Origin of the sequence: Algoriphagus aestuariicola, from assembly GCF_017254835.1 — a bacterium.
Classification (GTDB): domain Bacteria; phylum Bacteroidota; class Bacteroidia; order Cytophagales; family Cyclobacteriaceae; genus Algoriphagus; species Algoriphagus aestuariicola.
Window position 1 is genome coordinate 246,314 of sequence record NZ_JAFKCW010000002.1, and the last position, 21,184, is coordinate 267,497.

Below are 21,184 nucleotides of genomic sequence, written 5' to 3' on the forward strand. Positions count from 1 at the left end.
AGCAGTACAAATCAAGCAAAATCCGAGCTTGGGACAAAATCCACTATTGTTTGAGCAGCTTGACCTGTTTGATAAGGGCGCCTTCGCGCAATACAACGAGATAAATTCCCGTCTCGATCCCATCCACGCTAACTAAATAAGGTGTATTGGCATGCGCCCTGGAAAGATTCTGTCGCATGACTAGCCTACCTGAGAAATCGATCAATTCAAAACTACAGTCCGTCCCTGTCCCAAATTGAATTTTGAGGTCACTTTGTCCCAAAGGATTGGGGTATATTTTTGTTTTGAGCGTTTCATGTTCAGGCGCTGCGAGTATCTCTCCGTAGAGCGCATCATAAAAGTTTGGAATACCATATCCCAAAAGATTGTCTGGATTGTCGTATTGGGTGGCGCTTCTGAAAAGATTCTCCATCAACTCAGCCTTGGTCCATTCCGGCCTTGCCTCCCAAAGCCCCGCCGCCAAGGCGGTAATTTGTGGTGCCGAAAAAGACGTGCCATTGGACGATCCCGCACTTCCATTGGATCGGATAAGTACCGGACTATCCCCAAACGCCGATAGCTCAGGCTTGAAGCGTCCATCGCCGGTAGGCCCACGCGAACTAAAAGTAGAAACCTCTCCGCTCGTCTTTACGGACCCTACCGAAAGAATATCCTCCGCGTCCGCAGGTGCCACCAAGCTGTACTCACCCCTCGAACCGTAGTTTCCAACTGAGTTGACTACCAAAATCCCCCTGTTGGACGCAATGGAAGCTCCTCGAGTGATGATTGTTGTTTTCCCGTCCAAATCTTCCAAGGTATAGTTCATCGCTGGATCATCAAAATCCCAATAGCCCACTGAACTACTTATAATATCCACTCCCAAGCTGTCGGAATATTCGGCAGCTCTCACCCAGTTGAATTCCTCCACTTTGTATTCCGTCTCCACCTCTTCTGTAATCATCAGGACAAAATCAGCATCATAGGCTCCAGAGACAAGTTTCCCAGGTTCGTTTGCCGCAATCAGGGAAAGCACATTGGTACCATGCTGATGGCCCATAAAAACCTCCGTGTTCCAAGGCCTAACAAAGTCCCTTTGGGCCAAAATCTGATTGTTGGCAAATAAATGGGAAAAGGCCGAGCTGGTATTCGTTCCTGGAAAGCCTGCATCGAAGACGGCGATCATCACCCCATCGCCGGTGTAGCCATCGGCATGCATCCGATCGATGCCTATCAGTTCGTTTTGGAAGTCATAGGAGTTGTCGGTCTCAGCCAATTCTCTGCTATTCAGCTTCGGGTGCTTAATGTTGTTTTCCGTACTTGTTGAGGCCAGAGCCTGGTAATTTATTTTTGCGCTAGGTTTCGTCAAAAAGTCCCTGGCCACCAGCTCTACCCTCTCCACAAATGGCAATGCAGCCATCGCGTCCACGCCCGCCTGATCCGTCACCAACACGGCCGCGTTCATCCACTTGCTCGCATAGAGCACGTAGTCGGACAAATCAGAAACCTCATCAAGGTACTTTGTTGCCACCGGAAGATCTAGACTATCGGCTGGGACGCCTTCCTTGATTCTTCTTTCAATGGCCTTTTGAGTCAGAAACTCCTGGGGTCTGGACAGGGATAAGCTCTCTTGGGGCTTATACTTGAAATAGACCGCATATCGATCCTGTGCCTTTGCGGAAAACACCAGCAGCAGTGTGAATGAAATCGCAATCCAAAATTTAATCTTGCCCATACTCGACTAAGGTTAAATGTGTCTTGCTGCCACCGTCGATCAACTGATCTCCCAAGCAGTCATTTCTTGAGCAATAGGTCAATACTTCGTCATATTTTTCCACTAGGCCGATGCCTTTCCCGAATACCTCATAGCGGATATCGCGGATCGTTATGTTGTCATCGAGCTCTTCCTGCCTGACTTTTACAATTTCGACGGTTTCAAATCCAGGAATCGATGACGTGCCGACTTGCACAATCTCAAAGTCATCATTCCCCTCTACTTGATAAATCTTCCCATTCCAGACTTTTCCTTGTTCCGGGGGGAAAACCAATGCGACAAGGGGGGTATTTTGAACCGTCCTCAAAAGTGCCTGATCACGATAGACCATCGAATACTCCAGTTCGAATGACCAATCCATACGATCGGGAGACTTAAAACGCGCTACGATGTAGACGACTTCGTTTTCCGCATTGAGATAGCTACTTCGAATCAAGTCTCTGTAAAAAAATTGCGAGTCCTCAGAATCATTTTCCCCGTAATAGATCGTCTCTTCGACTTGATAGATCCAAAAAATGCCGACCACCAAAGGTTGGTAGTCATGGCCAAGTTCTGGATTTGGGGGCTCAATCTCCTCACTGCAAGCAGCTAAGAAGAAACACAACATAAAAGACAGCAGGGAATACCGTAGTCGCATGCCGAAAATATACTACGAAAAAGACTATCATGTTTCCCTCGAGGGGACCTCGCGAGGATTTTCCCTACATCAATTTTAGCTTTTCTGATAAAATCGGCCTGCTTACCTTAGCAGCCCAATACGATTTGAACTATGGCGCTCAGGACTTTTGTAAAATTAAACAGCATCACCAACCTAACAGACGCCAGATATGGCTCGGGTATGTATGTTGATCTCCTCGGCTTCGACCTCAACAGCGACTCGGAGAATTTCATCCGCCCCGAACTCTTCGCGGAAATCACCGGCTGGGTGTCGGGTGTCGACTTTGTGGGAGAGTTCCACCATCATGATTCTACAGACATTCCATCGGTCCTCGAAGCCTACCCTTCGATCACCTGGATAGAACTGGACCGAATTGGTGAACTTCAAAAACTCGTCGGCTTGGGGTATTCGTTGATCTACAAAGTGACTTTGGAGGAGGTACGTCATATGGAGCAAGAAGTAGCCAAGGTACTCCGTGAGTCTGGCATCATCCTGCATGTATTTTCCCATGCCTCTGCATTGGACAAGGAGGATTTAGAGGCGGTCGCCAAACTCGCACAAAATTGCAAAGTGTTGCTGGGAGCTGGTGTCAACAAGTCCAACGTGTTGGACTTGGTCGGCGAAACAGGGATCTATGGAATTACCCTGAGCGGTGGAGTTGAAATAAAGCCGGGTCTAAAGGACATGAATGAGTTGACTGACATCCTCGAAACTCTCGAAACAGAAGACTAAAAAACAACCCGGCTCTCACGAACCGGGTTTTATTTTTCAAGTCTCCCAAAGATCTGTCAGTTTGTAGGGGCTCTGTTTTCCGGTAAAAATGCTACCGTCCACAAACCGGTGTTTAATCCCGATGTTGGCGAGGTCATCCATGTCGTGGGCAGTGAGCTCTATCTCGGCAGCTTTCAGGTTTTCCACGATCCTTGCTTGGTTTACAGACTTGGGAATGACAGCGATGCCCCGAGCAATCGACCAGGCAATCAAAATCTGACCTACAGTCGCGGAATGTTTCTTTGCAATGTCAGCCACCGTATGATTTTCCAGAAGTCTTGGATCGTTTTTATGCCTTTCTCCCCTGGAATCCGGTGATCCGAGCGGTGAATAAGCAGTGATCAGAATGCCATTTGCCCTACAAAAATCAACCAAGGAAGCTTGTGGTAAAAAAGGATGCATCTCCACCTGATTCATTTCGGGCTTTTCCCCACCCATATCCAAAAGTTCCTTGAGCTTTTCCCGGTTGAAGTTTGAGACTCCGATATGCTTCGTCGCACCCATGGCTTTTTGCTCTTGCATCGCTTCCCAAGTTTGGGTCAGCGGGATGTCCTTATAGGTATAAAATTCCTCTCTGTGTTCGGCGAAGCTAGTTCCGGGCTTGAAGGCGATCGGCCAGTGCATGAGGTAAAGATCAAGGTAGCTTAGGCCAAGGTTTCGCAGCGACTTCTCTAGTGCCGGCCTTACGTCTTCGTGTCGGTGGCTGTCGTTCCAAAGTTTGGAAGTGACGAAGAGCTCCTTTCTTTTCACCAGTCCATCTCCGATAGCGTCGGAAATTCCTTGCCCCACTTCCAATTCATTCTGATAGATGGCGGCACAATCTAGGTGTCGATATCCCGCCTCAATAGCCCAATAGACTGCTTTTCTCACTTCACCAGGCTTACTTTTCCAAGTACCCAAGCCAAGAATAGGCAACTTGTCTCCGTTCGAAAATTCCAGATTTTTCATTGTGGTTATGTTCTTGTTTTCTATTAAAAAGTCCCTCTAAATTCCCCATTAAGATAATTCAAACTTGCCTAATCGACCATTCTCCAAGGCAATTCCCGAATTTTTCCGACTTACAAGTTTGTCTCGCCACTTCCATATACGAAACATAAGGATTTCGGGACGAGTAAAGGTGGAGAGCCGGAGTATTTATCCTTTCTCATTTTTTTTACTATCGACGAATCGTTTAAGATTTTTCATTTGGTAAGAAAAAGACTGCCCCATAAAAAAGCTTGGGCGGGAAATACAAAACCCGCCCAAGCTCTAAATGTTCACTTCCGAAAATCACTTCAGTGCTAATTCCCTCGCCTTGATATTGGTGTAATACTTGGTGATCATGTTTGGCACCTCCCAAGCAGGCATTTTTCCTGCCTGATAGTATTCCAAAAACCTCTCAGTGACTTGAGCAAAATGCGCCTCGTGGCCATTGTGGTAGGAGTCCGGAATGGTAACCTGATATTCTCCAGATGGCATTTGTGTCAGGCCGATTCCTGGATACTTTGCCTGCAGCGTTTCGTTTACAGCCTTTTCCAGCTGCGCCAATTCAGTGCCGAGCAACTCGACATACAAGGCCGGGCGGTAGTTTTCCTCCTTGCCTTGCCGGATGATCAGGTTGGCTTTGGTCCCCCGCATCATACTGTAGTGTGTATCAGCACTTCCTTCTGGCGCTTGATAATTCCAGATCACGCTTGCCTTTGCATGCTTTCCCTTCAGGGTGTAGGCCATTTCTCCGTTGGAGAAAACTTCCAGTTTGCCATCCTTGATGTCTTTTTGTAGAAAATCAGGGAAGCCAGACTTGCCTGTCACCTGCTGGAACTCTTGCAGCGTCATGGGAGTCGACCAACGCTTGGCCGAAAGCATCTGCACGTCTGTAGTATCCAAAGCCACTTCCGGAAAAGCTTCCCACTGGATCAAGTCAACCAGGTGGGTGGTCACGTCCACGATTCCCTCGCCCTCTACGCTCACGTCAAAGAACCAATCCGGCCGGATCAGGGGTGCGCCAGAGACGTACTTGAAGAAATGGTGGACGGATTCCTTGGTAATCGCCGGATTTTCCGGTGTTCCGGTCTCTAGTTCGCCAAACACCTCAGAAATCATCGATAGCTCCCGCTGGAGCAATGTCGTGATTTCAAAGCGCTCCGTCATGATATCATAAATAAGGAGATTCTTCTCCTCTGCCAGCTGAAAGGCTTTGACCAACTTGTTAAACCCTTCTTGGTTGATCACCAGAGGCTTGTCTGCGTAGACGTGGATGTCGTTTTCGATGGCGGCGAGGATATAGTCGACCTTACGATCGTTTTTGCCTGCTACCATCATCACGTTTCCAGGCTTTTCAGCGACCATCTTTTCCAGATAGTCGGCGCCTGTGTACACTTCCAGATTCCAGGCAGTTGGGTTTTCAGTCCGCTCATTGTAGCCAGCGATACGCTTCAGGTGATCAGCCAGCTCTGCACCCTCCGGAGCAAAAACATAAACGGTCGAATCCACCGTAGGATACATGGACTTGTGGATCAGACCGGCATGAAAATGTCCGGGATCCAGAGTCATGATCTTTACCTTTGAATTGGGTTCAGAAGTTTCTGATTTCATCTCGGGACTGGAACAGGAAGCGGAAAAAAGGGCCAATGCGGCCCCGATCTTTACTTTATTGGAAATCATACATTCGATATTAAATACTGCTTCAAATTAAGCATCAACTTAAAAGCGCCCACGGCAGAATTAGGCTTTGACATAATCCGTACCCCAAGGTCTGCGCTGAGTCCGGCTCAGATGTGAATTTGCCTCCTTGTCGTTTACAAATTCCTCCTTGGCGGCATCCCATTCCAGCCTTCTGCCCATTTTCATCGCGATATGGCTTACCAAACATACGGAACATGCCCTGTGTCCAATCTCAACTGGAGACAATAGTTCATTGTTCCCTTGGATCGCACCTAGCCAGTTGCCATGGTGCTCATTACTTTTGATAAGATGGATCTCCTCCGGGCCGATCACTGACTGGAGGATTTTCGGGTCGGAAGCATCCAGAGCTTTTGCGTTGTTGTCTTTTGAAACGGGATCGGAGGACGAAGCTTGGTAGTTTCCTCTGGAAACCCAAATCCAGCCTTCCGTTCCTTCATAGCGAATCCCATTTGGATAGCCTCCGGAGGTAAACATGGTGATTCCGTTGTCATATTCCGCTTTGACCATGAAATCACCGTGCACGTTCCACAATCCCGAGCGAGGGAACTCGGCGACGGCCTCGACAAATCTTGGCCCGGTTAATTCGGTATCCATGCCCCAGGCTGCCGAGTCAAAGTGATGCTGTCCCCATCCGGTGATCATGCCTGCGCCGTAATTTTCCAGCCTCAGCCATCCCGGACGACTATAGTCGTTTTGAGGATGAACTCCGATTTCCGTATAGGGAACCTCCGGTGTCGAGCCCAGCCACATATCAAAATTCAGGTTTGACGGCACCGGCATCGCAGGCGCATCCGGGCCAGAAGGGTCTCCCGGCAATCCGATGCGAACAGTGTGAAGTTTGCCTATTCTTCCATTTCTCACCAATTCGGCTGCAATCCTAAATTGCTCACTGGATCGTTGCTGGGTTCCAAGCTGCAGCTTGACACCTGTCTTGTTTACCACATCAACCAGCTGACGGCCTTCTTTGATGGTGAGAGATGTTGGTTTTTGCACGTAAACATGCTTCCCAGCCAAAGCAGCTTCCATAGCAGGTTGGGAATGCCAGTGATCCGGAGTCGAGATCACCACCGCATCTATTTCCTTGTTGAGCAGCATCTCTCGGTAGTCACCGTACTGCTTTACATCCACGTAGGGTTTTCCGTTCTTTTTGGAGTAGTAGTCCTCGATCAGCTTTTTCCCGTCAGCCATACGCTTGCTGTCGACATCAGACACCGCGACGAGCTGCGCCACTTCATGTCTCCAGGTTCCTGGCAAATCGTGGTCTCGGGCAATCCTTCCACAACCGATCTGGCCTATCGTAATTCGGTTACTCGGTGCGTTTTTGCCGAAAACTGAGGCTGGCACAATGGTTGGAAATCCAATCGCAGCGGTTGCCAGTGCAGTTTTCATCATAAAATCTCTTCTTTCCATAGCTATAAAGTAGGGTTAAACTGGGGTATTCTATTTAACAAATGCTCTCCAATAAGCCTCGGCTTCCTCGGGAGTAAGGTCTCCATCAAAGACAATCATTCTATATTTAAGTGTGTAGCGCTCGTTGGGCTGGAGTTCCCAAGACTCATGGCGGATTGGACAGAACTCGATAAAAACGTTGCCCTCGCCTTTGTACTGGCCCAAAGGCCAAACGCGCAGCGGTTCGGGATGGGATTTGTTGGTGTTGTGGGATAGGAAAAGAATCCCGCTTTGACCCGAAGCGTCCGCGGTCTTCCCCTTGACGATAACCCATTTGGCATTGCTCCCATCCGCATCCTTGCGGGTCTTGCCTTCCGAAGTCAGGATATTGCTATTGGCATCGCCCCATAGCTCAGTAGCCCGAAAGCCGATCCCTCCCCCGTAGCGATAGTCGTCCAGAAGTATGCCTCCCGGAATTTTGGTTTCTATTGTGGTCGTATAGTCCACCATGTAGCGGTCTTTGTCGGCGGGCTTCACTTTGATGCGCAGATCTTCTTCAATGGCCAGTTTTTCGTTTTCTGGGGCCTTGAGGTCTAGATGGTTTTGGCGGACGTTGAGTTCTGCGGCACCGCCGGCCACTTTCTTGGAAAGTATTTTTGCGAAGTCCACACGTCCTTTGCCGTCTCCCAGATTCCAAAAATCCACTTCCCTCCCACTGATCGTGGCACGAGTCCAGGGACCCCAAATCCCATAATGATGATAGTGGTCTGGAGGCTGTATTCGACTGAGTACCTGACCACTTGGAGAAGTGATGGGATGGATAAAACCTGACTTACTGAAGTCCACTTTGACTCCTTCCGGAACGGGTACTTTGGCGGTCTGGTAAGTCAAAACCCGCTGATTGTCAATAAGAAAATCCACTCCGGTGGAAGTTTCGTTTAGCGTGATTTTTTGCGAAAACGATACCGAAGATAATCCCAAAAAAACGAGGGATAGAAATAAATTCCTTTTGAAACACATGTAAAATTCAGGTTATTGGGCCTCCAAGATATCAAAATCTCAAAAAATCAATTAACCCAGTTATACTAATCCCCATGAAGCGTCTCTATTTCTACGCAATCGTTTTCTTATCAACCTTTCATTTTGCATGTGCCCAGAGTCTAAACGAAGTACCACTTGACCAGGCTTGGAAAGACAAGATCACCTCCTTGGCTCCTGAAAAGCAAAGCTTTCCGGCCAAGAAAAAAAACATACTGGTTTTCTCACTGCATACCGGATTTAAGCATTGGGTGATTCCCCACACCGAAGAGATGCTAAAAATCCTAGGAGACAAAAGCGGAGCCTTTTCCGTGAGCGGAAGCAAGGACATCACCGAGTTTGAAGCAAAAAACCTCAAAAAATACGATGCGATCATCCTAAACAATACCTGCTCCGTTGGAGACCACAGAAACCTCTTCTGGGACAAACTAAAAGCTGACGCAGGCAAAGGCTACGACTCCGCGGCGCTGATGAAAAAAGCCCAGGAGCTCGAAGCCAATATCCTAAGCTATGTAGAGAAAGGTGGCGGACTCATGGTGGTACACGGCGGCAACACAACGTTGAACAACTCTTGGGACTTCAGCCGACTGCTAGGCGCCAGTTTTGACTACCATCCCAAGCAGCAGGCCATCCAAGTGAGGCTCGAAGATCCAAACCACCCGCTGGTGCAGGCATTTCCAGCCGAAGGCTTCAACCACATCGACGAGCCCTACTTTTATAAGAATGCGTATGCAGAGGGCGATTTCAAGCCTTTGCTCTACTTCAACAACGCGGAAATTGAAGGTCAGCGAAAAGGCCAGGAAAAGACCGAGGGAAAGACCTATGTATCTTGGATCCGTGCGGAAGGCAAAGGAAAGGTGATGTACATCTCCCCTTCACACAATGCGCAGAGCTTCGAAAATCCGGACCTGCTCCAATTCTATCTCGACGGCATGCAGTATGTGGCCGGTGACGTGGAATGCGACGAGACGCCGGTGGGAAAGTGAGTTGCTGGAAGTCGGATGTCCGATGCTAGGTGTCGGGTGATGGATGACCGATGCTGGATGTCGCTGTCATGTCCTGAAATAGCTTGACAGTAATGTCAGACTAAAACCGGGTAATATTATGACAAAAGCAGGTAGAGAAATCAGGCGGTACAGTATTAGCTTTAAGAAGCAAGTGGTAGAGGAATTGGAAAATGGCTCCTCTATCGTGTTCCTCCAAAAGAAATACGGAATCGGGGGGGCGGATACGATCCAGAACTGGGTAAAATCCTTTGGAAGGTACCATTTGCTCAACAAGACCATACGAATAGAAACCATGGATGAGAAAGACAGGCTAAAGCAACTGGAAGCGGAGAACCGAAAACTGAGAGACGCCTTGGCGGACTCGATCATAGCCAACAAATGCTTGGAGACCCTGATCGATGTAGCCAACCAGGAGTATAAGACCGATCTAAAAAAAAACTTTGGCACCGGTGTGTTGAAAAAAGGCCGCAAGGGATGAGTGTTTCCGCAGCGTGTTTATACTTCGGTTACAGCCGGACAGCTTATTACGGTTGGACACATGCGCGGGCCAAAGAGGAATCAGATCTTGATTTGGTCTTGGGGCTGGTGAGGGATCAGCGTACGATCCATCCCAGGATGGGAGGCAAAAAACTGCACCATATCCTGAAGGGCGAAATGGAAAGGCTTGGCTTGAAACTGGGAAGGGATAAGTTCTTCGCCCTTTTGGGGTCAAGTGGGCTGCTGGTCAAGCGGAAGAGGAAATATGCGGTGACCACGCAGTCTTTGGTGCGGTACAGCCAGTTCCAGGATCATTTCAACGGAAAGACGTGGAAGGGTCCACACCAAGCCTGGGTCAGTGACATCACCTACCTCCGTGTGGGAGAGACGTTCCGGTACTTGTTTCTGATTACCGATGCCTGGAGCAGAAAGGTGGTCGGCTGGTATCTGTGAAACACGCTTGAGGCCAAATGGGCTGTTGCAGCCCTGAAAATAGCCCTCAGGCAGTGCCCTGAACCCAAAGGACTGGTACACCATTCCGACCGGGGATTTCAGTATTGCAGTAAAGCGTATACCACCCTGCTCAAAAAGGCGGGAATAACGCCAAGCATGGGCGAAGCGGGAAACTGCTATGACAATGCACTGGCAGAACGGATGAACGGGATACTCAAGACGGAGTACCTTCTGGATGCGAGGTTTCACGATCTCACCCAGGCCTATGCCTGCGCAAAGCATGCAATAAAGAGCTATAATGAAAAAAGGCCCCACTTATCTTTGGGGATGGGGATCCCGGCAGAAATACACTCAACAAACGCCGTGTTTTCATCTCTCAAACGCAAAACTAGCCCAAGCCAGAAGCCAGTAAAGGCTAAATAAACGCCGCTACGCGTCGGCCTTGACTGGCCTCCTCGCTTGGACTAAAGGGCATTCAAGAGAAGTGAAAACGAAAGAATAAAACAAAGAAAAAGTGTCAAGTAAAATCAGGACGAGACACGCATGTCCGATGAAAAGGCGTAGAAATATGATTTCCACGCCTTTTCTTTTTTTGTTTAATAAAGAAAATCAACGCGGGTGTTCACTAGAAGAAGTTGCAATTAGTTTTGGCGCTCTCCTATTACTTCCCGTGCTCTCTGCGGTGGAAAAAATCCAAACTCAATGTGTCGGCATATAGCTATGGATTACCGCTTCAGCGGCGATTCTTCCGGAGGTCATCGCAGCATTGATCGAGCCATGTAGCAGGTAGTCTCCGGCTAGGTAAACGTGATCCGCAATCTTGCACTCGGTCATAGGAATAGAATATTTTGGATCCTCCAAGAAAGGCAAAGCGTGCTGGATATAGTAGGATTTGACAAATTGAAAATATTTACTGTGTACCCCCGAGATCTCTTCCAGTTCCTTCTTTACGGCTTCAATCAGCTCTTTTTCCCCTAAGCTCGACTCCAAGACCGTCACGGACAGCAAGGCTCTCCCATTTTCGGAATAGGTCTTTGACACATCATCCATAAAGACCAAATTGTTTACCAAGCCGTCTCCAGGCAGCAGCCCGATAATCGGCTTTCCCAAAAAAGAGTTTTGCAAAGAAAAATACAGATTGATCACACTTTGGGGTGAAGAAAATTGCCCTTGCAGCTGTTTCATCACCAAATCAGGTTGCACCGCAACAATGATCCGATCTCCTTCAATCACTTCTCCATTTTCCAAGTGGATGGTCTTCCCTTCAACTTGGGCCACTTTGGAATTAAAATAGATCTGGGTCTTGCCAAGTTGGCGGCGGATCATGGCTGGTATCTCACCCATTCCCCTTTCAGGCACCGCCGCATGTCCCATGGCAAACATCTTGAAGACAAACTCAAATATCCTGGAGGATGTGTTTAGGTATTTTTCGAGAAATATTCCCCGAAAAAACGGCTTGAAGAAATTGGAAATTATCAGGTCGGAAAAGCCGTAATCCTTAAGGTATTGGTGGGTCGGCAGCGAAGGTTTGGCAAAGATTTCTTCGTTGGACAGGTTCTTCAGCGATCTGGTCAGTTTCAGGATTTTCAGCTTATCGCCAAGCGTTCCTACCTTGGAAAAAGCCATTGCCAACGCGCGGAGGGGACTCCTAGCGGGATCGGAGAGCAGGTAGAAGTCTTCCCCTTCGAAGATCACCGCACCCGGCGTGAAGGTTCTTAGATTTAAGGCATTGAGATCCAGATATCTTTGCGCTTCCGGATAGGCGGTATTCAAAACTTGAAATCCGTGGTCAAGTAAAAAACCGTCGAGCTTGTCGGTCTTGATCCGGCCTCCTACGCTATCCGAAGCCTCGAGAATGCAAGGTGAAAAACCAGCTCTTTCCAGTTCCAAAGCGGCCACCAACCCCGCTAATCCCGCGCCTATTATGTATATCCTGTCTTCCATTCCTTGCGTTCCTGTCTTTTCCAATTTGGCCAAAGTTTTTTTAATAACACAAGATTGTCAACTGTGTTTTGGAATACCGAGATCCGATAGCGTCCAGATTTTCCGTGGATGTCTATTCTCCGGAAAGATTTGACAGAAGGTCTGGCTCGCCTGTACGGAAATCCTTAACATCGCAGTAAATCCCTTGCCATGAAAATACTTGGTCTACTCCTTACCACTCTGCTCGCCTTTTCCCTACATGCCCAAACTTATTTTCCAGAGAAAAATAGCTGGCTCAGCAAGAATCCAGGCGATCTTGGCTTGGACGAGGGCAAGATTGCAGAAGCAATCGCATTTGCGATCGGCCACGAGACCGAACAAAATGCCAATCTAAAGATTGCCCACTACGAAAGTGCATTCGGCAGAGAGCCATTCGGGTATCCGGTTGGCCCGATGAAAACGCGTGGGCCAGCGACTGGACTAATCATTTACAAAGGGTACGTTGTGGGACATTGGGGTGATCCGGGGCGAGTAGATTTGACCTTCTCCGTGGCAAAAAGTTTTCTTTCTACTACTGCCGGACTGGCGGTAGCGGAGGGTTTGATCCAGGATGAAAAAGACCTGGTCTATCCCTACATGGCACCGATCTATCCTTACGACCCTTTGCGCGCGGGGATGAACAAAGCGGATCACTTGTATGAGGATGACGTTTTCGAGCTTTTTGACACAGACCACAACCGCAAGATCCGTTGGGACGACCTACTGAGGCAGACCTCAGACTGGGAAGGAAGCCTATGGGGTAAGCCAGACTGGGCTGATCGTCCGAGCGGTGAGGCCAAAGAATGGAGAACGCGGGCTCGAAACGTCCCAGGTACAGTCTATGAGTACAATGACACCCGCGTGAACGTGCTGGCATTGGCGCTGCTGAATATTTGGAGAAAGCCCCTTCCGGTAGTGTTAAAAGAGAAAATCATGGATCCCATCGGCGCTAGCGACAGCTGGAGATGGACGGGCTACGAAAACTCCTTTGTCATCCTCGACGGCCAAATCATGCAGTCCATCAGTGGTGGATCGCATTGGGGAGGCGGCATGATGATCTCCGCCTGGGATCAGGCCAGATTCGGATACCTAACCCTGAGAAACGGGAACTGGAATGGCCGACAACTGATCAACCCTTCTTGGATAGAAAAATGCCGAACGCCAACGCCAGCGCAACCCGGATACGGTATGATGAACTATTTTTTAAACCACGACCAAAAAGAGGTTCCGGCTGCGCCTAAGACCGCATTTCTCCACATCGGAGCTGGCACTAACATGATTTATGTAGACCAAGAAAACGACTTGGTGATCGTTGCTCGCTGGATTCCCAATGGAGACAAAGCAGAATTAGTCAGACTGGTGCTTGAAAGCCTGAGCAAATAGCGAAAGAGGCTACTTTGGTAGCTGGAGAAGCACACGGTAGGCCTGAATGGCGCCGGAAAGAAATCCCTCTGCACTTCCCCAGAGGTATAGCTGAAATGTGCGGTGTAGTGCTTTGCCCCACCTTTCTTCGATGATACTTTGGTTTGAGTCCAGCCGCTTTGCCCATTCCCGGCAAGTGAGGTAGTAACTATGCGTATCATCCCAGACTCCCCGTAGCTGGAAAGGCGTTTTGGCGACTTCAGCAAGATAGTCGTGCAATACCATCAGGTGCCCATTTCCTTCAAAGACATATTTGTTCATGAACGTCCCGTGGGAATTCTTAACCCTATCCGCACTGGCATCCAAGTACAGGTGACCACCCGGCTTGAGTAGCTTTTGGTATTGCCGGAGCGATGCTGCATAGTCCGGAAGGTGCTCTGTGACACCACAATTGATTATTGCATCGTATTGCAGTCCGGGGTCATACTGGAGAAAATGCTCTAAAACCACCTCACAGGGTAGTTTTTGGCGATCAATAATCTCCTGGACAAAGTGTCGCGAAAGTTCTGAAATAGTCAAAGAGGTGACATGGATTCCGCGCTGCCCCGCAAACTCGACAAAAGAACCCCAGCCAGACCCTATTTCCAAAATCCGGTTACCAGCTTTGGCTTTCACGGAATCCACGACAAATTCAAATTTCCTCGTTTCCGCGTCCTCCAGCGATTCATCATCAGATGCGAAAACAGCTTGTGAATAGGCTCGGTGTCTTTTGTCTAAAAAAAGCATGAAGAAGTCCGCCTCCAAGTCGTAGTGCTGTGAGATCCATTTCTTGTCGCTTTTGACCTGGCCGAACAGAAAAGGCTGAACTATTCGCCAGAAAAAATTGAATCCCCGTCTGTCCAAAAAATAATTCCTTAGCGAAAGAACCTTGATCAAATCACCTTCCACATCAATGTCACCCATCAGATAGGCTCTGGCAATCAGCTCCTGATCCATCGTGCTGATTGCCGAGATGGCTTGATCGTTTTTGAGAATAAGTGAAAACTCTGGTACCCCATCGCCAAAGTCTCTTGTTTCCCCATTGGGCCCTAGCATCGAGAAAGGGATTTTTGAAGTTGAAGTTGTAACTGCTTCCAAATGCTTCTGGAATAAGTCTGCAAGACGGGTAAACTTGTTTTTCATGAAAACTAAGAAACTGCTGTTTAAAAATTGAACAAGAAAAATTTGCTTTAGGAGACAAATAATTTATCGATTTTCAGAATCCCCACAAATACCTAAAAGCGATAAAATAGCGAATGGAGCAATTACATCGATTTTGGATCACAAGGGTAAGACAAGCGACGAGCACAGCGCTGCAAAAAACAAAACCCCGGCACATCGGCCGGGGTTTGGGGGTGATCTAGCAACTTTTCGCTACTCCTTAATTATTTACCAATCGGGCGACTGGCATTCGACACAGAAAGGAAGACTGTATAGAAATCTTTCATCCGGGCTTTTAAAGCTCAAACGAGACTAATGTCTCATCACTGGCGAAAGACGCTGCGTAGCCGATGTTTATTTTTCAAAACCATCATCAGACAAGCAGAATCCAAAGAATATTCTTAAATCCTGAACTATCTACTCGGCATGCATACAAACTTACGCAGAATGGAGTTACAGGATTTCGTCGGTTGAATTTCTTGATAAATGTCAAACCGACACGTTTGCCGGTTATTGATAGACGAATTGTCTCCGAAAGATTCCCTGTTTTCTTTGAAATACCCAACTTTCAAAACCAATTACACAAAATGGTAAATGATTTGTCACATTGGCAAACAAAAAGACCCCGAGAAACTCCCGAGGCCCAATGAATTTAGAATGGTTTAGTTTTTGATCTCGATCAAGCCGCTGGAGACGGAACCCGAGATCGTACTTGGGGCGCCATTGTTGATCTTCAGCGAGCCCGACGAAGAACTTTCGCCTACCGTCACTCGGCCACTTCCCGCTTCAAAATCGTAATTGAAGGCATTTAAGTCCGAAAAGGTCTTAATGGAAATCCTTCCGGAAGAACTGGTCAATCGGGTTTTTGGAGTCAAACCGACATCTGTGCCTGAAACATTCCCAGAACTCACCTTCATGCTTTCCATTTCGGAGATATTGGCAATTTCCACATTTCCAGAGCTCATTTGCACATTAAGTTTCCCTGTTAGATCCTTCACACTGACATGTCCGCTGGACGCTTTGATTGCCAGATCGCCCTCCATCTGACCAATTTCGATCTTTCCAGATGAAGCGTCTGCATCGACATTTCCGACCAGACCATAGCCCTCAATCGATCCGGAACCTACTTGGAGACGGATAGACGGCGCTATCACTTGAATCACCTCTATTAAACCCGACCCTGAACTGATATGAAGATGAGGATATTCGATTCCGGATACTACAGTCCTCCCAGAGCCAGACTCGACGTTTAACTCCAGTTCCTTCGGTCCTACCAAATTGACTACGGCGCGATGGTTGCCTACATTCAAGCCGTTTTTGTCCAACTCAATTACCAGCGTATTTCCCTCTTGCTCGTATTCGATCCTAAAATTCCCAGGACGACTAGACTCCAGTCGGCCATCCAGCGTGACGGTAGACTGACCAGCAATCCCCTGATAATTCACCTCCATAAATTCGGACTCGATTTCAATTCGCTCGATCCCAACAAATTCCTCGTCTATACGCTGGACCACTTCAAGATCACCTTCACAGGAAGTGAATGCAATTAACGCACCTAGCAAGAGACCTGCACTTTTTGTCTTGTAACTCATGTTGCTAACTTTCATAGTTGGTTTATTTTAGATAATTTTTGATTTTTCCTTTGCTCTGGTGGTACCCGCACGGGTTTACGGCAATGTCAGTAGTCATCTGACTATTGAGCCGTCACAGTCCAGCTAACTGAAGCATTTTCCCTCCGGATATTTTCTCATCATTAGGTGTGTGGCTACGCGCATTTCCCCTATTTTTAGCTAAGACAATTGATTCGTCACTTACCCCTATTCATCTCAAAAATAAATGATAGCCACCACTCCGCCACCTCCCTACTATGCGGTGATCTTCTCCAACGTCCGAACTGATGTCGATGAAGGCTATGCCGAAATGGCTGATCAAATGGTTAGCCTCGCCGAGCAACAACCAGGCTATTTAGGCCACGAAAGTGTGAGAGATGGACTGGGAATAACCATTTCCTACTGGGAAAGCACCGAAGCGATCAAAGAATGGAAAGCAAATACAGACCATCTGCTAGCGCAAAAATTTGGTCGCGAAAAATGGTACTCAGCCTACAAGACCCGCATTGCGCTGATTGAACGCGACTATGGATTCGAGCGCTGATTTTTCAGGCTATAAAAAGCGGAAAACCGAAAGTGGCACTATTAATCTTTGCGGCGATAGTGAAGCTGAACCAGCCCAGTGTCGAAAGTCTTTGCACTTAAAAGTTGAAGCTGCTGCTCGTGCCTGCCATCTTTAAAAAGCCTTGTGCCCTCACCCAGCAAAATCGGGACGATAGACACCACAAATTCATCTATCAGATCATGTTGCAACAGCGTATCAATCAGTTGGGCGCCTCCGTCACAATAGATGTTTTTTCCCTCGCCAGCCTTCAGTTGCCTCACAAACTCTACCACATCGCCTGAATAAAAGGTCGTCCTTCCGCTGCCCGGCCGCTCGGAATGGGTGATCACGTAGACGTCCCTTTCTCCATTATCGTAGTGGGAAGTGCCAACCTCACGGAGCACCCAGTCGTAGGTCTTTCTGCCTAGGATAATAGTGTCTATCGTGTCCGTAAACTCCGAGTAGCCGTAGTCCTCCCCTTCTTTCTCCACCAGTTTCAAAAAGTCCAAATTATCATTCGGCTTGGCAATGTATCCGTCCAAGCTGGCGGCTATATAAATACTCAGTTTTCGCATAATCGATTTTTATTCTAATCCGTACCGCAGGCCAGTTGGGCTGAGGTTAGCCTTTTCTGAATTCTGCTACCAAAGCTTTTACCCTGTCTCTGATATCCATGCTGGCGATGTCCAAATTTTCGGAGGTGGCCTTGAGAAAATCCTGCACGGCCCCGCTGTGATCTGTGGACTTTCCCTCTGCGAGGGTAACATAGCGCATGGTAGACCATAGGACCGTCTTCAGCTGGGTTTTGGAGTCGTCAGTCATATAGTACTCGACGACGATCGTGTTGTGATTATACCAAAGAATCCGGCTCATGATTCGCACCCACTCCCCAACCATGGCGGGTTTTACGTAGCTGATGTTGTGGTTATACACCACCCATGCCGCTTTGTAGGTTTTAATCAGATCGATGATTTCCAAGCCATAGAGTTTGGGAACCTGATCTTCCCTCGCATTGAAGAAGTAGTCAAAATACTTCGCATTGTTCAGGTGACGCAGGGGATCGCAATCCTGGAAGCGGATGACTACCCTGCTCTCAGTCTCGGTTGGATAGTGGATGTCGGGATTGTATTGGAACATAGTTTAAAGGTCTTGACTGCTGATCACGTTGATACCTTGTGCTTTCATTTCATCGATAGCCTTTGCACCATCGGTAGGACGTAAATTCACCGCTCGCGTTGCATCACTGATCAGAAAGGTCTCAAAGCCCAGCTCCTTGGAATCTTGCGCGGTAAATTTAACGCAATAATCCAAGGCTAGCCCGCATACAAATACACGCTTTGCGCCAATTGTTGTCAGAAATTCTCCCAATCCAGTATCGCCTTTTCGCGCGTTGTCGAAAAATCCAGAATAAGAATCCACCTCGGGATTCATCCCCTTTTGGAAGACTGCCGTCCATCTATCCCGAGCCAAGTCCGCATGAAAGTCTCCGCCAAACGTTCCTTGCACGCAGTGGACTGGCCAGAGAATCTGTGTCAATCCCGCCAGTTCAATGAAGTCCCCGGGATTTTTCCCAACATGATTTGCCGCAAAACTCCCGTGAGATGCCGGGTGGAAATCCTGCGTTGCGACCACCAGGCTGAATTTCCCTTGCAGCTTGTTGATCACGGGAATGATTTGGTCTCCCTCGGCTACGGCCAAGGCTCCACCCGGCAGAAAGTCGTTTTGCACATCTACGATCAGGAGTACGTCGTCTTTATCAATCTTCACCATTGTCAAATTTCTTTGCTTTCAAAACCAACTCCATCCTCAAATGGTGCAGGTTTTCCTCCAAACCAACCGGGTACAGGTGTGGGTTGACCAAGCGCATGTGTGTCTTATCAAGAGAATCGAGCTGACTGGCTGCGCGAGCTCGAATTTCGGCCAGGGTAGGCAGCTTGTAGACCTTTTTGCCGTTTTTGAAAATGGGCTTTAGGAGGATTTCCTCCTGGTAGAATGCCGGCATCAGCCGCTTGCGTCTGGTCGCATCCACCGGGTCGATGATCACAACACCCTTTGGGTTGATCTCTTGATCCTCGAGATAGATCATATCAGCCACCGCCTTTCCTTTACTATAATATCTCTTGGTGTTATGAAATCCCGGCACGTTGATTTTCAACGACTGCTGGGACACTTTTACCTTTGGCTCCCAATGCCCGTCGGCATTTTTGATGGCCGAGAGCTTGTACACGGCCCCAAGCGCCGGTTGGTCATAGGCGGTGACAAGTTTGGTACCGACACCCCAGACGTTGATGGCTGCGTCTTGCGACTTGAGAGAAGCGATGATATGCTCATCCAAGTCGTTGGAGGCTACGATTTTCGCATTTGGGAAGCCAGCCTCGTCCAGCATCTGCCGTGCTTTGGTGCTGTAGTAGGCCAGGTCACCCGAGTCTATTCGGATGCCCACCATTTCCTTGCCCTTGCTCCGCAAAATCTCACCAACCCTGATTGCATTCTTTACTCCGTTGAGGGTGTCGTAAGTATCCACCAAAAACACGCACTGATCAGGGAAAGCATCAGCATAGGCCTCAAAGGCTTCCATTTCGGTCTCAAATGACATGATCCAGCTGTGGGCGTGGGTACCCGCTACGGGAATCCCGAAGAGTTTACCAGCCATCACATTCGAGGTAGAGGTGCAGCCACCAATGTAGGCGGCCCGACTGGCAGCCAATGCCCCGTCTATCCCTTGAGCCCTTCTTAACCCAAACTCCAGGACAGGTTCGCCCTGCGCCGCGAAGTTTATTCGAGCAGCTTTGGTTGCAATCAGTGTTTGGAAGTTGATGATATTCAGCAAAGGTGTTTCCAGCAGTTGACATTGGATCAGCGGGCCTTTAACGCGCACCATAGGCGAGTTGGGAAAGACCACGGTCCCCTCTTCGACGGCATCGATGTCACAGGTAAACTGGAGAGTTTGGAGATACTCCAAAAACGCCGCCTCGAATACGGGACTTCCGTCCTTATCCTTCATTACTTCCAGATACTCCAGGTCAGCTTTCTCAAACTTGAAATTGTTGCAAAAATCAACCACGTAGTCCAAGCCAGCTGCGAGTGTAAAGCCTCCTTGGAAAGGATGTTTTCTGAAAAACAAATTGAAAACAGCCTCTTGTTCGCCCTTCCCCGACTTCCAATAAGCATAGGCCATCGTGAGTTGGTAAAAGTCTGTCAGCAAAACGAGGCTGCTTTGGTAGAGATCCTTGGTGATTTTCATGAAAAGGGAGCAAATGGTAGGTTAAAGTTAATGGCCATTAAGCGCAAAAGGAAGGAAGCTAAGCCAAATACGAGTGAAGAGGTGAGGTTTAAGAACTTATTTTGGTCACTGTTGCGAAAAGTCGATTCTTCGCTTTACTCAAACTAAAATGGAACGGCATGCCGGCCGAAATGTCGTTTCTAAGATTTCACCCTGAGATTCAGCAAGATACCCACCAGCACCAAAGCCATCCCCAAATAGGATGCAATCGGAAATGTCTCCCCAAAAAGGAAGAAGCCAAAGATAAGGGCATAGAGCACACCCATATAACTTAGGCTGGAGACACGGGCGAGGTTGCCGGTCTGGTAGGCGACGGTCATGAAATACTGCGCGCTCTGGGTACAGAAGCCAATCCAAAGTAGCATCACCCAATCCCAGCCCACCGGGGTCACCCAGTCGAAATACATGATGATGGAAGCGATGGGTAGCGTGACAAGCGGAAAATAGAACACGATCACCAATGGGTGTTCGGAAGTCTTCAGCTTTCGGATCATGTTGTAAGCTACGCCAGCGGCGAGACCGGATGTGATCCCCATCACCGCACTGAGTGGATCTACACGTGGATCGACGCCCTGTATGATTAAAACACCAGCAAAAGCCATAGCAAAGTATAGAAACTGGATAGGGCGGACTTTTTCCTTGATGATAAAAACCCCCAGGATCGTGGTGAAAATCGGTGACAAATACTGCATGGTCACCGCACTGGCCAAGGGAATTCGCTGTAAAGTATAGAAGAACAGGATCAGACTGATCGAGCCTACTATGCCCCTAATCACCAGACTCCCCTTATGGTTGCCAAAGGGAGAAACACCTTTACGGCCAAGCACAATGAACGTGAAAACCAAGCTGAAAACCGACCGAAACCATACGATTTCAATGGCGGGAATGTGTGGGATGAACTTCACGGACACATTCATCATCGCAAAAAAAATCCCCGCCAAAAGCATGGACTGGACGCTGCTGATCTTCAACTCAAACGAAGGGTTAGTGGTGGTATACCTCTGCAAAGTAAATCA

The 21,184-nt window shown here is 48.3% G+C and carries 21 protein-coding genes; 7 read left to right on the top strand and 14 right to left on the bottom strand.

Annotated features, from left to right (window positions below):
- Positions 1-43: 43 nt before the first annotated feature.
- Together J0A67_RS08330 and J0A67_RS08335 are read right to left on the bottom strand one after the other, a co-directional pair.
- A complete protein-coding gene (locus J0A67_RS08330) occupies positions 44-1,711 on the bottom strand; it encodes a S8 family serine peptidase (RefSeq protein WP_206568853.1) in 1,668 nt (555 codons plus the stop codon).
- Entirely contained in the window at positions 1,698-2,387 is a 690-nt protein-coding gene (locus tag J0A67_RS08335) for a hypothetical protein (protein ID WP_206568854.1), read from the bottom strand. The genes J0A67_RS08330 and J0A67_RS08335 overlap by 14 nt, the downstream gene beginning before the upstream one ends.
- A gap of 132 nt (positions 2,388-2,519) precedes the next feature.
- Between J0A67_RS08335 and trpF the strand changes: the two genes are divergently transcribed.
- A complete protein-coding gene (trpF, locus tag J0A67_RS08340; protein ID WP_206568855.1) occupies positions 2,520-3,140 on the top strand; it encodes a phosphoribosylanthranilate isomerase in 621 nt (206 codons plus the stop codon).
- A gap of 36 nt (positions 3,141-3,176) precedes the next feature.
- Here the strand turns inward: trpF and J0A67_RS08345 are convergent, their stop codons facing one another.
- The 4 genes from J0A67_RS08345 to J0A67_RS08360 form a co-directional block, all read right to left on the bottom strand.
- Positions 3,177-4,127, bottom strand: coding sequence for an aldo/keto reductase (locus J0A67_RS08345; RefSeq protein WP_206568856.1), 951 nt, complete (start codon positions 4,125-4,127; stop codon positions 3,177-3,179).
- A 321-nt stretch (positions 4,128-4,448) separates the two neighbouring features.
- The gene (locus J0A67_RS08350) at positions 4,449-5,822 is read right to left on the bottom strand and encodes a putative oxidoreductase C-terminal domain-containing protein (protein WP_206568857.1); all 1,374 of its coding nucleotides are present in this window, start codon (positions 5,820-5,822) and stop codon (positions 4,449-4,451) included.
- 60 nt (positions 5,823-5,882) lie between these two features.
- Complete coding sequence (locus J0A67_RS08355) at positions 5,883-7,253, bottom strand: Gfo/Idh/MocA family protein (RefSeq protein WP_206568858.1); 1,371 nt, start codon at positions 7,251-7,253, stop codon at positions 5,883-5,885.
- A gap of 30 nt (positions 7,254-7,283) precedes the next feature.
- Complete coding sequence (locus tag J0A67_RS08360; protein WP_241265119.1) at positions 7,284-8,213, bottom strand: DUF6807 domain-containing protein; 930 nt, start codon at positions 8,211-8,213, stop codon at positions 7,284-7,286.
- 113 nt (positions 8,214-8,326) lie between these two features.
- Between J0A67_RS08360 and J0A67_RS08365 the strand changes: the two genes are divergently transcribed.
- From J0A67_RS08365 to J0A67_RS23295, 4 genes are all read left to right on the top strand, one after another.
- A complete protein-coding gene (locus tag J0A67_RS08365; RefSeq protein WP_206568860.1) occupies positions 8,327-9,256 on the top strand; it encodes a ThuA domain-containing protein in 930 nt (309 codons plus the stop codon).
- 118 nt (positions 9,257-9,374) lie between these two features.
- Complete coding sequence (locus J0A67_RS08370) at positions 9,375-9,755, top strand: transposase (protein ID WP_206568861.1); 381 nt, start codon at positions 9,375-9,377, stop codon at positions 9,753-9,755.
- The gene (locus tag J0A67_RS08375; protein WP_206568862.1) at positions 9,752-10,207 is read left to right on the top strand and encodes a hypothetical protein; all 456 of its coding nucleotides are present in this window, start codon (positions 9,752-9,754) and stop codon (positions 10,205-10,207) included. Before J0A67_RS08370 ends, J0A67_RS08375 begins: the two co-directional genes overlap by 4 nt.
- Before the next feature lie 33 nt (positions 10,208-10,240).
- A complete protein-coding gene (locus J0A67_RS23295) occupies positions 10,241-10,630 on the top strand; it encodes an integrase core domain-containing protein (RefSeq protein WP_206569672.1) in 390 nt (129 codons plus the stop codon).
- Positions 10,631-10,906: 276 nt separating this feature from the next.
- Here the strand turns inward: J0A67_RS23295 and J0A67_RS08385 are convergent, their stop codons facing one another.
- Entirely contained in the window at positions 10,907-12,175 is a 1,269-nt protein-coding gene (locus J0A67_RS08385; protein ID WP_317195054.1) for an NAD(P)/FAD-dependent oxidoreductase, read from the bottom strand.
- Positions 12,176-12,340: 165 nt separating this feature from the next.
- Here J0A67_RS08385 and J0A67_RS08390 point away from each other — a divergent pair, with 165 nt between their 5' ends.
- Positions 12,341-13,552 (top strand): serine hydrolase domain-containing protein, encoded by a 1,212-nt coding sequence (locus J0A67_RS08390; RefSeq protein WP_206568863.1) that lies wholly within the window; start codon positions 12,341-12,343, stop codon positions 13,550-13,552.
- Between the two features lie 9 nt (positions 13,553-13,561).
- Here the strand turns inward: J0A67_RS08390 and J0A67_RS08395 are convergent, their stop codons facing one another.
- Entirely contained in the window at positions 13,562-14,713 is a 1,152-nt protein-coding gene (locus tag J0A67_RS08395; RefSeq protein ID WP_438839590.1) for an SAM-dependent methyltransferase, read from the bottom strand.
- A gap of 680 nt (positions 14,714-15,393) precedes the next feature.
- Positions 15,394-16,338 (bottom strand): DUF4097 family beta strand repeat-containing protein, encoded by a 945-nt coding sequence (locus J0A67_RS08400; protein WP_206568865.1) that lies wholly within the window; start codon positions 16,336-16,338, stop codon positions 15,394-15,396.
- A gap of 229 nt (positions 16,339-16,567) precedes the next feature.
- On the opposite strand from J0A67_RS08400, the gene J0A67_RS08405 reads away from it, so the two are divergent.
- Positions 16,568-16,885, top strand: coding sequence for an antibiotic biosynthesis monooxygenase family protein (locus tag J0A67_RS08405; RefSeq protein WP_206568866.1), 318 nt, complete (start codon positions 16,568-16,570; stop codon positions 16,883-16,885).
- A 41-nt stretch (positions 16,886-16,926) separates the two neighbouring features.
- On the opposite strand, the gene J0A67_RS08410 is transcribed toward J0A67_RS08405, so the two are convergent.
- From J0A67_RS08410 to J0A67_RS08430, 5 genes are all read right to left on the bottom strand, one after another.
- Positions 16,927-17,460, bottom strand: a complete 534-nt coding sequence (locus J0A67_RS08410; protein ID WP_206568867.1) for a dihydrofolate reductase family protein — start codon at positions 17,458-17,460, stop codon at positions 16,927-16,929.
- 46 nt (positions 17,461-17,506) lie between these two features.
- Positions 17,507-18,022 (bottom strand): acyl-CoA thioesterase, encoded by a 516-nt coding sequence (locus tag J0A67_RS08415; protein ID WP_206568868.1) that lies wholly within the window; start codon positions 18,020-18,022, stop codon positions 17,507-17,509.
- A gap of 3 nt (positions 18,023-18,025) precedes the next feature.
- A complete protein-coding gene (gene pncA, locus J0A67_RS08420) occupies positions 18,026-18,655 on the bottom strand; it encodes a bifunctional nicotinamidase/pyrazinamidase (protein ID WP_206568869.1) in 630 nt (209 codons plus the stop codon).
- Entirely contained in the window at positions 18,642-20,129 is a 1,488-nt protein-coding gene (locus J0A67_RS08425) for a nicotinate phosphoribosyltransferase (RefSeq protein ID WP_206568870.1), read from the bottom strand. Before J0A67_RS08425 ends, pncA begins: the two co-directional genes overlap by 14 nt.
- 179 nt (positions 20,130-20,308) lie before the next feature.
- Complete coding sequence (locus J0A67_RS08430; protein ID WP_206569674.1) at positions 20,309-21,115, bottom strand: DMT family transporter; 807 nt, start codon at positions 21,113-21,115, stop codon at positions 20,309-20,311.
- Positions 21,116-21,184 lie beyond the last annotated feature (69 nt).

What these genes read in the sequence shown, in the direction of transcription:
- pncA (WP_206568869.1), bottom strand. Translation starts at nt 18,655, where the DNA reads ATGGTGAAGATTGATAAAGACGACGTACTCCTGATCGTAGATGTGCAA.
- J0A67_RS08330 (WP_206568853.1), bottom strand. Translation starts at nt 1,711, where the DNA reads ATGGGCAAGATTAAATTTTGGATTGCGATTTCATTCACACTGCTGCTG.
- J0A67_RS08365 (WP_206568860.1), top strand. Translation starts at nt 8,327, where the DNA reads ATGAAGCGTCTCTATTTCTACGCAATCGTTTTCTTATCAACCTTTCAT.
- J0A67_RS08375 (WP_206568862.1), top strand. Translation starts at nt 9,752, where the DNA reads ATGAGTGTTTCCGCAGCGTGTTTATACTTCGGTTACAGCCGGACAGCT.
- J0A67_RS08335 (WP_206568854.1), bottom strand. Translation starts at nt 2,387, where the DNA reads ATGCGACTACGGTATTCCCTGCTGTCTTTTATGTTGTGTTTCTTCTTA.
- J0A67_RS08405 (WP_206568866.1), top strand. Translation starts at nt 16,568, where the DNA reads ATGATAGCCACCACTCCGCCACCTCCCTACTATGCGGTGATCTTCTCC.
- J0A67_RS08355 (WP_206568858.1), bottom strand. Translation starts at nt 7,253, where the DNA reads ATGGAAAGAAGAGATTTTATGATGAAAACTGCACTGGCAACCGCTGCG.
- J0A67_RS08425 (WP_206568870.1), bottom strand. Translation starts at nt 20,129, where the DNA reads ATGAAAATCACCAAGGATCTCTACCAAAGCAGCCTCGTTTTGCTGACA.
- J0A67_RS08395 (WP_438839590.1), bottom strand. Translation starts at nt 14,713, where the DNA reads ATGAAAAACAAGTTTACCCGTCTTGCAGACTTATTCCAGAAGCATTTG.
- J0A67_RS08350 (WP_206568857.1), bottom strand. Translation starts at nt 5,822, where the DNA reads ATGATTTCCAATAAAGTAAAGATCGGGGCCGCATTGGCCCTTTTTTCC.
- J0A67_RS08345 (WP_206568856.1), bottom strand. Translation starts at nt 4,127, where the DNA reads ATGAAAAATCTGGAATTTTCGAACGGAGACAAGTTGCCTATTCTTGGC.
- J0A67_RS08390 (WP_206568863.1), top strand. Translation starts at nt 12,341, where the DNA reads ATGAAAATACTTGGTCTACTCCTTACCACTCTGCTCGCCTTTTCCCTA.
- J0A67_RS08410 (WP_206568867.1), bottom strand. Translation starts at nt 17,460, where the DNA reads ATGCGAAAACTGAGTATTTATATAGCCGCCAGCTTGGACGGATACATT.
- J0A67_RS08415 (WP_206568868.1), bottom strand. Translation starts at nt 18,022, where the DNA reads ATGTTCCAATACAATCCCGACATCCACTATCCAACCGAGACTGAGAGC.
- trpF (WP_206568855.1), top strand. Translation starts at nt 2,520, where the DNA reads ATGGCGCTCAGGACTTTTGTAAAATTAAACAGCATCACCAACCTAACA.
- J0A67_RS08430 (WP_206569674.1), bottom strand. Translation starts at nt 21,115, where the DNA reads ATGCTTTTGGCGGGGATTTTTTTTGCGATGATGAATGTGTCCGTGAAG.
- J0A67_RS08400 (WP_206568865.1), bottom strand. Translation starts at nt 16,338, where the DNA reads ATGAAAGTTAGCAACATGAGTTACAAGACAAAAAGTGCAGGTCTCTTG.
- J0A67_RS08370 (WP_206568861.1), top strand. Translation starts at nt 9,375, where the DNA reads ATGACAAAAGCAGGTAGAGAAATCAGGCGGTACAGTATTAGCTTTAAG.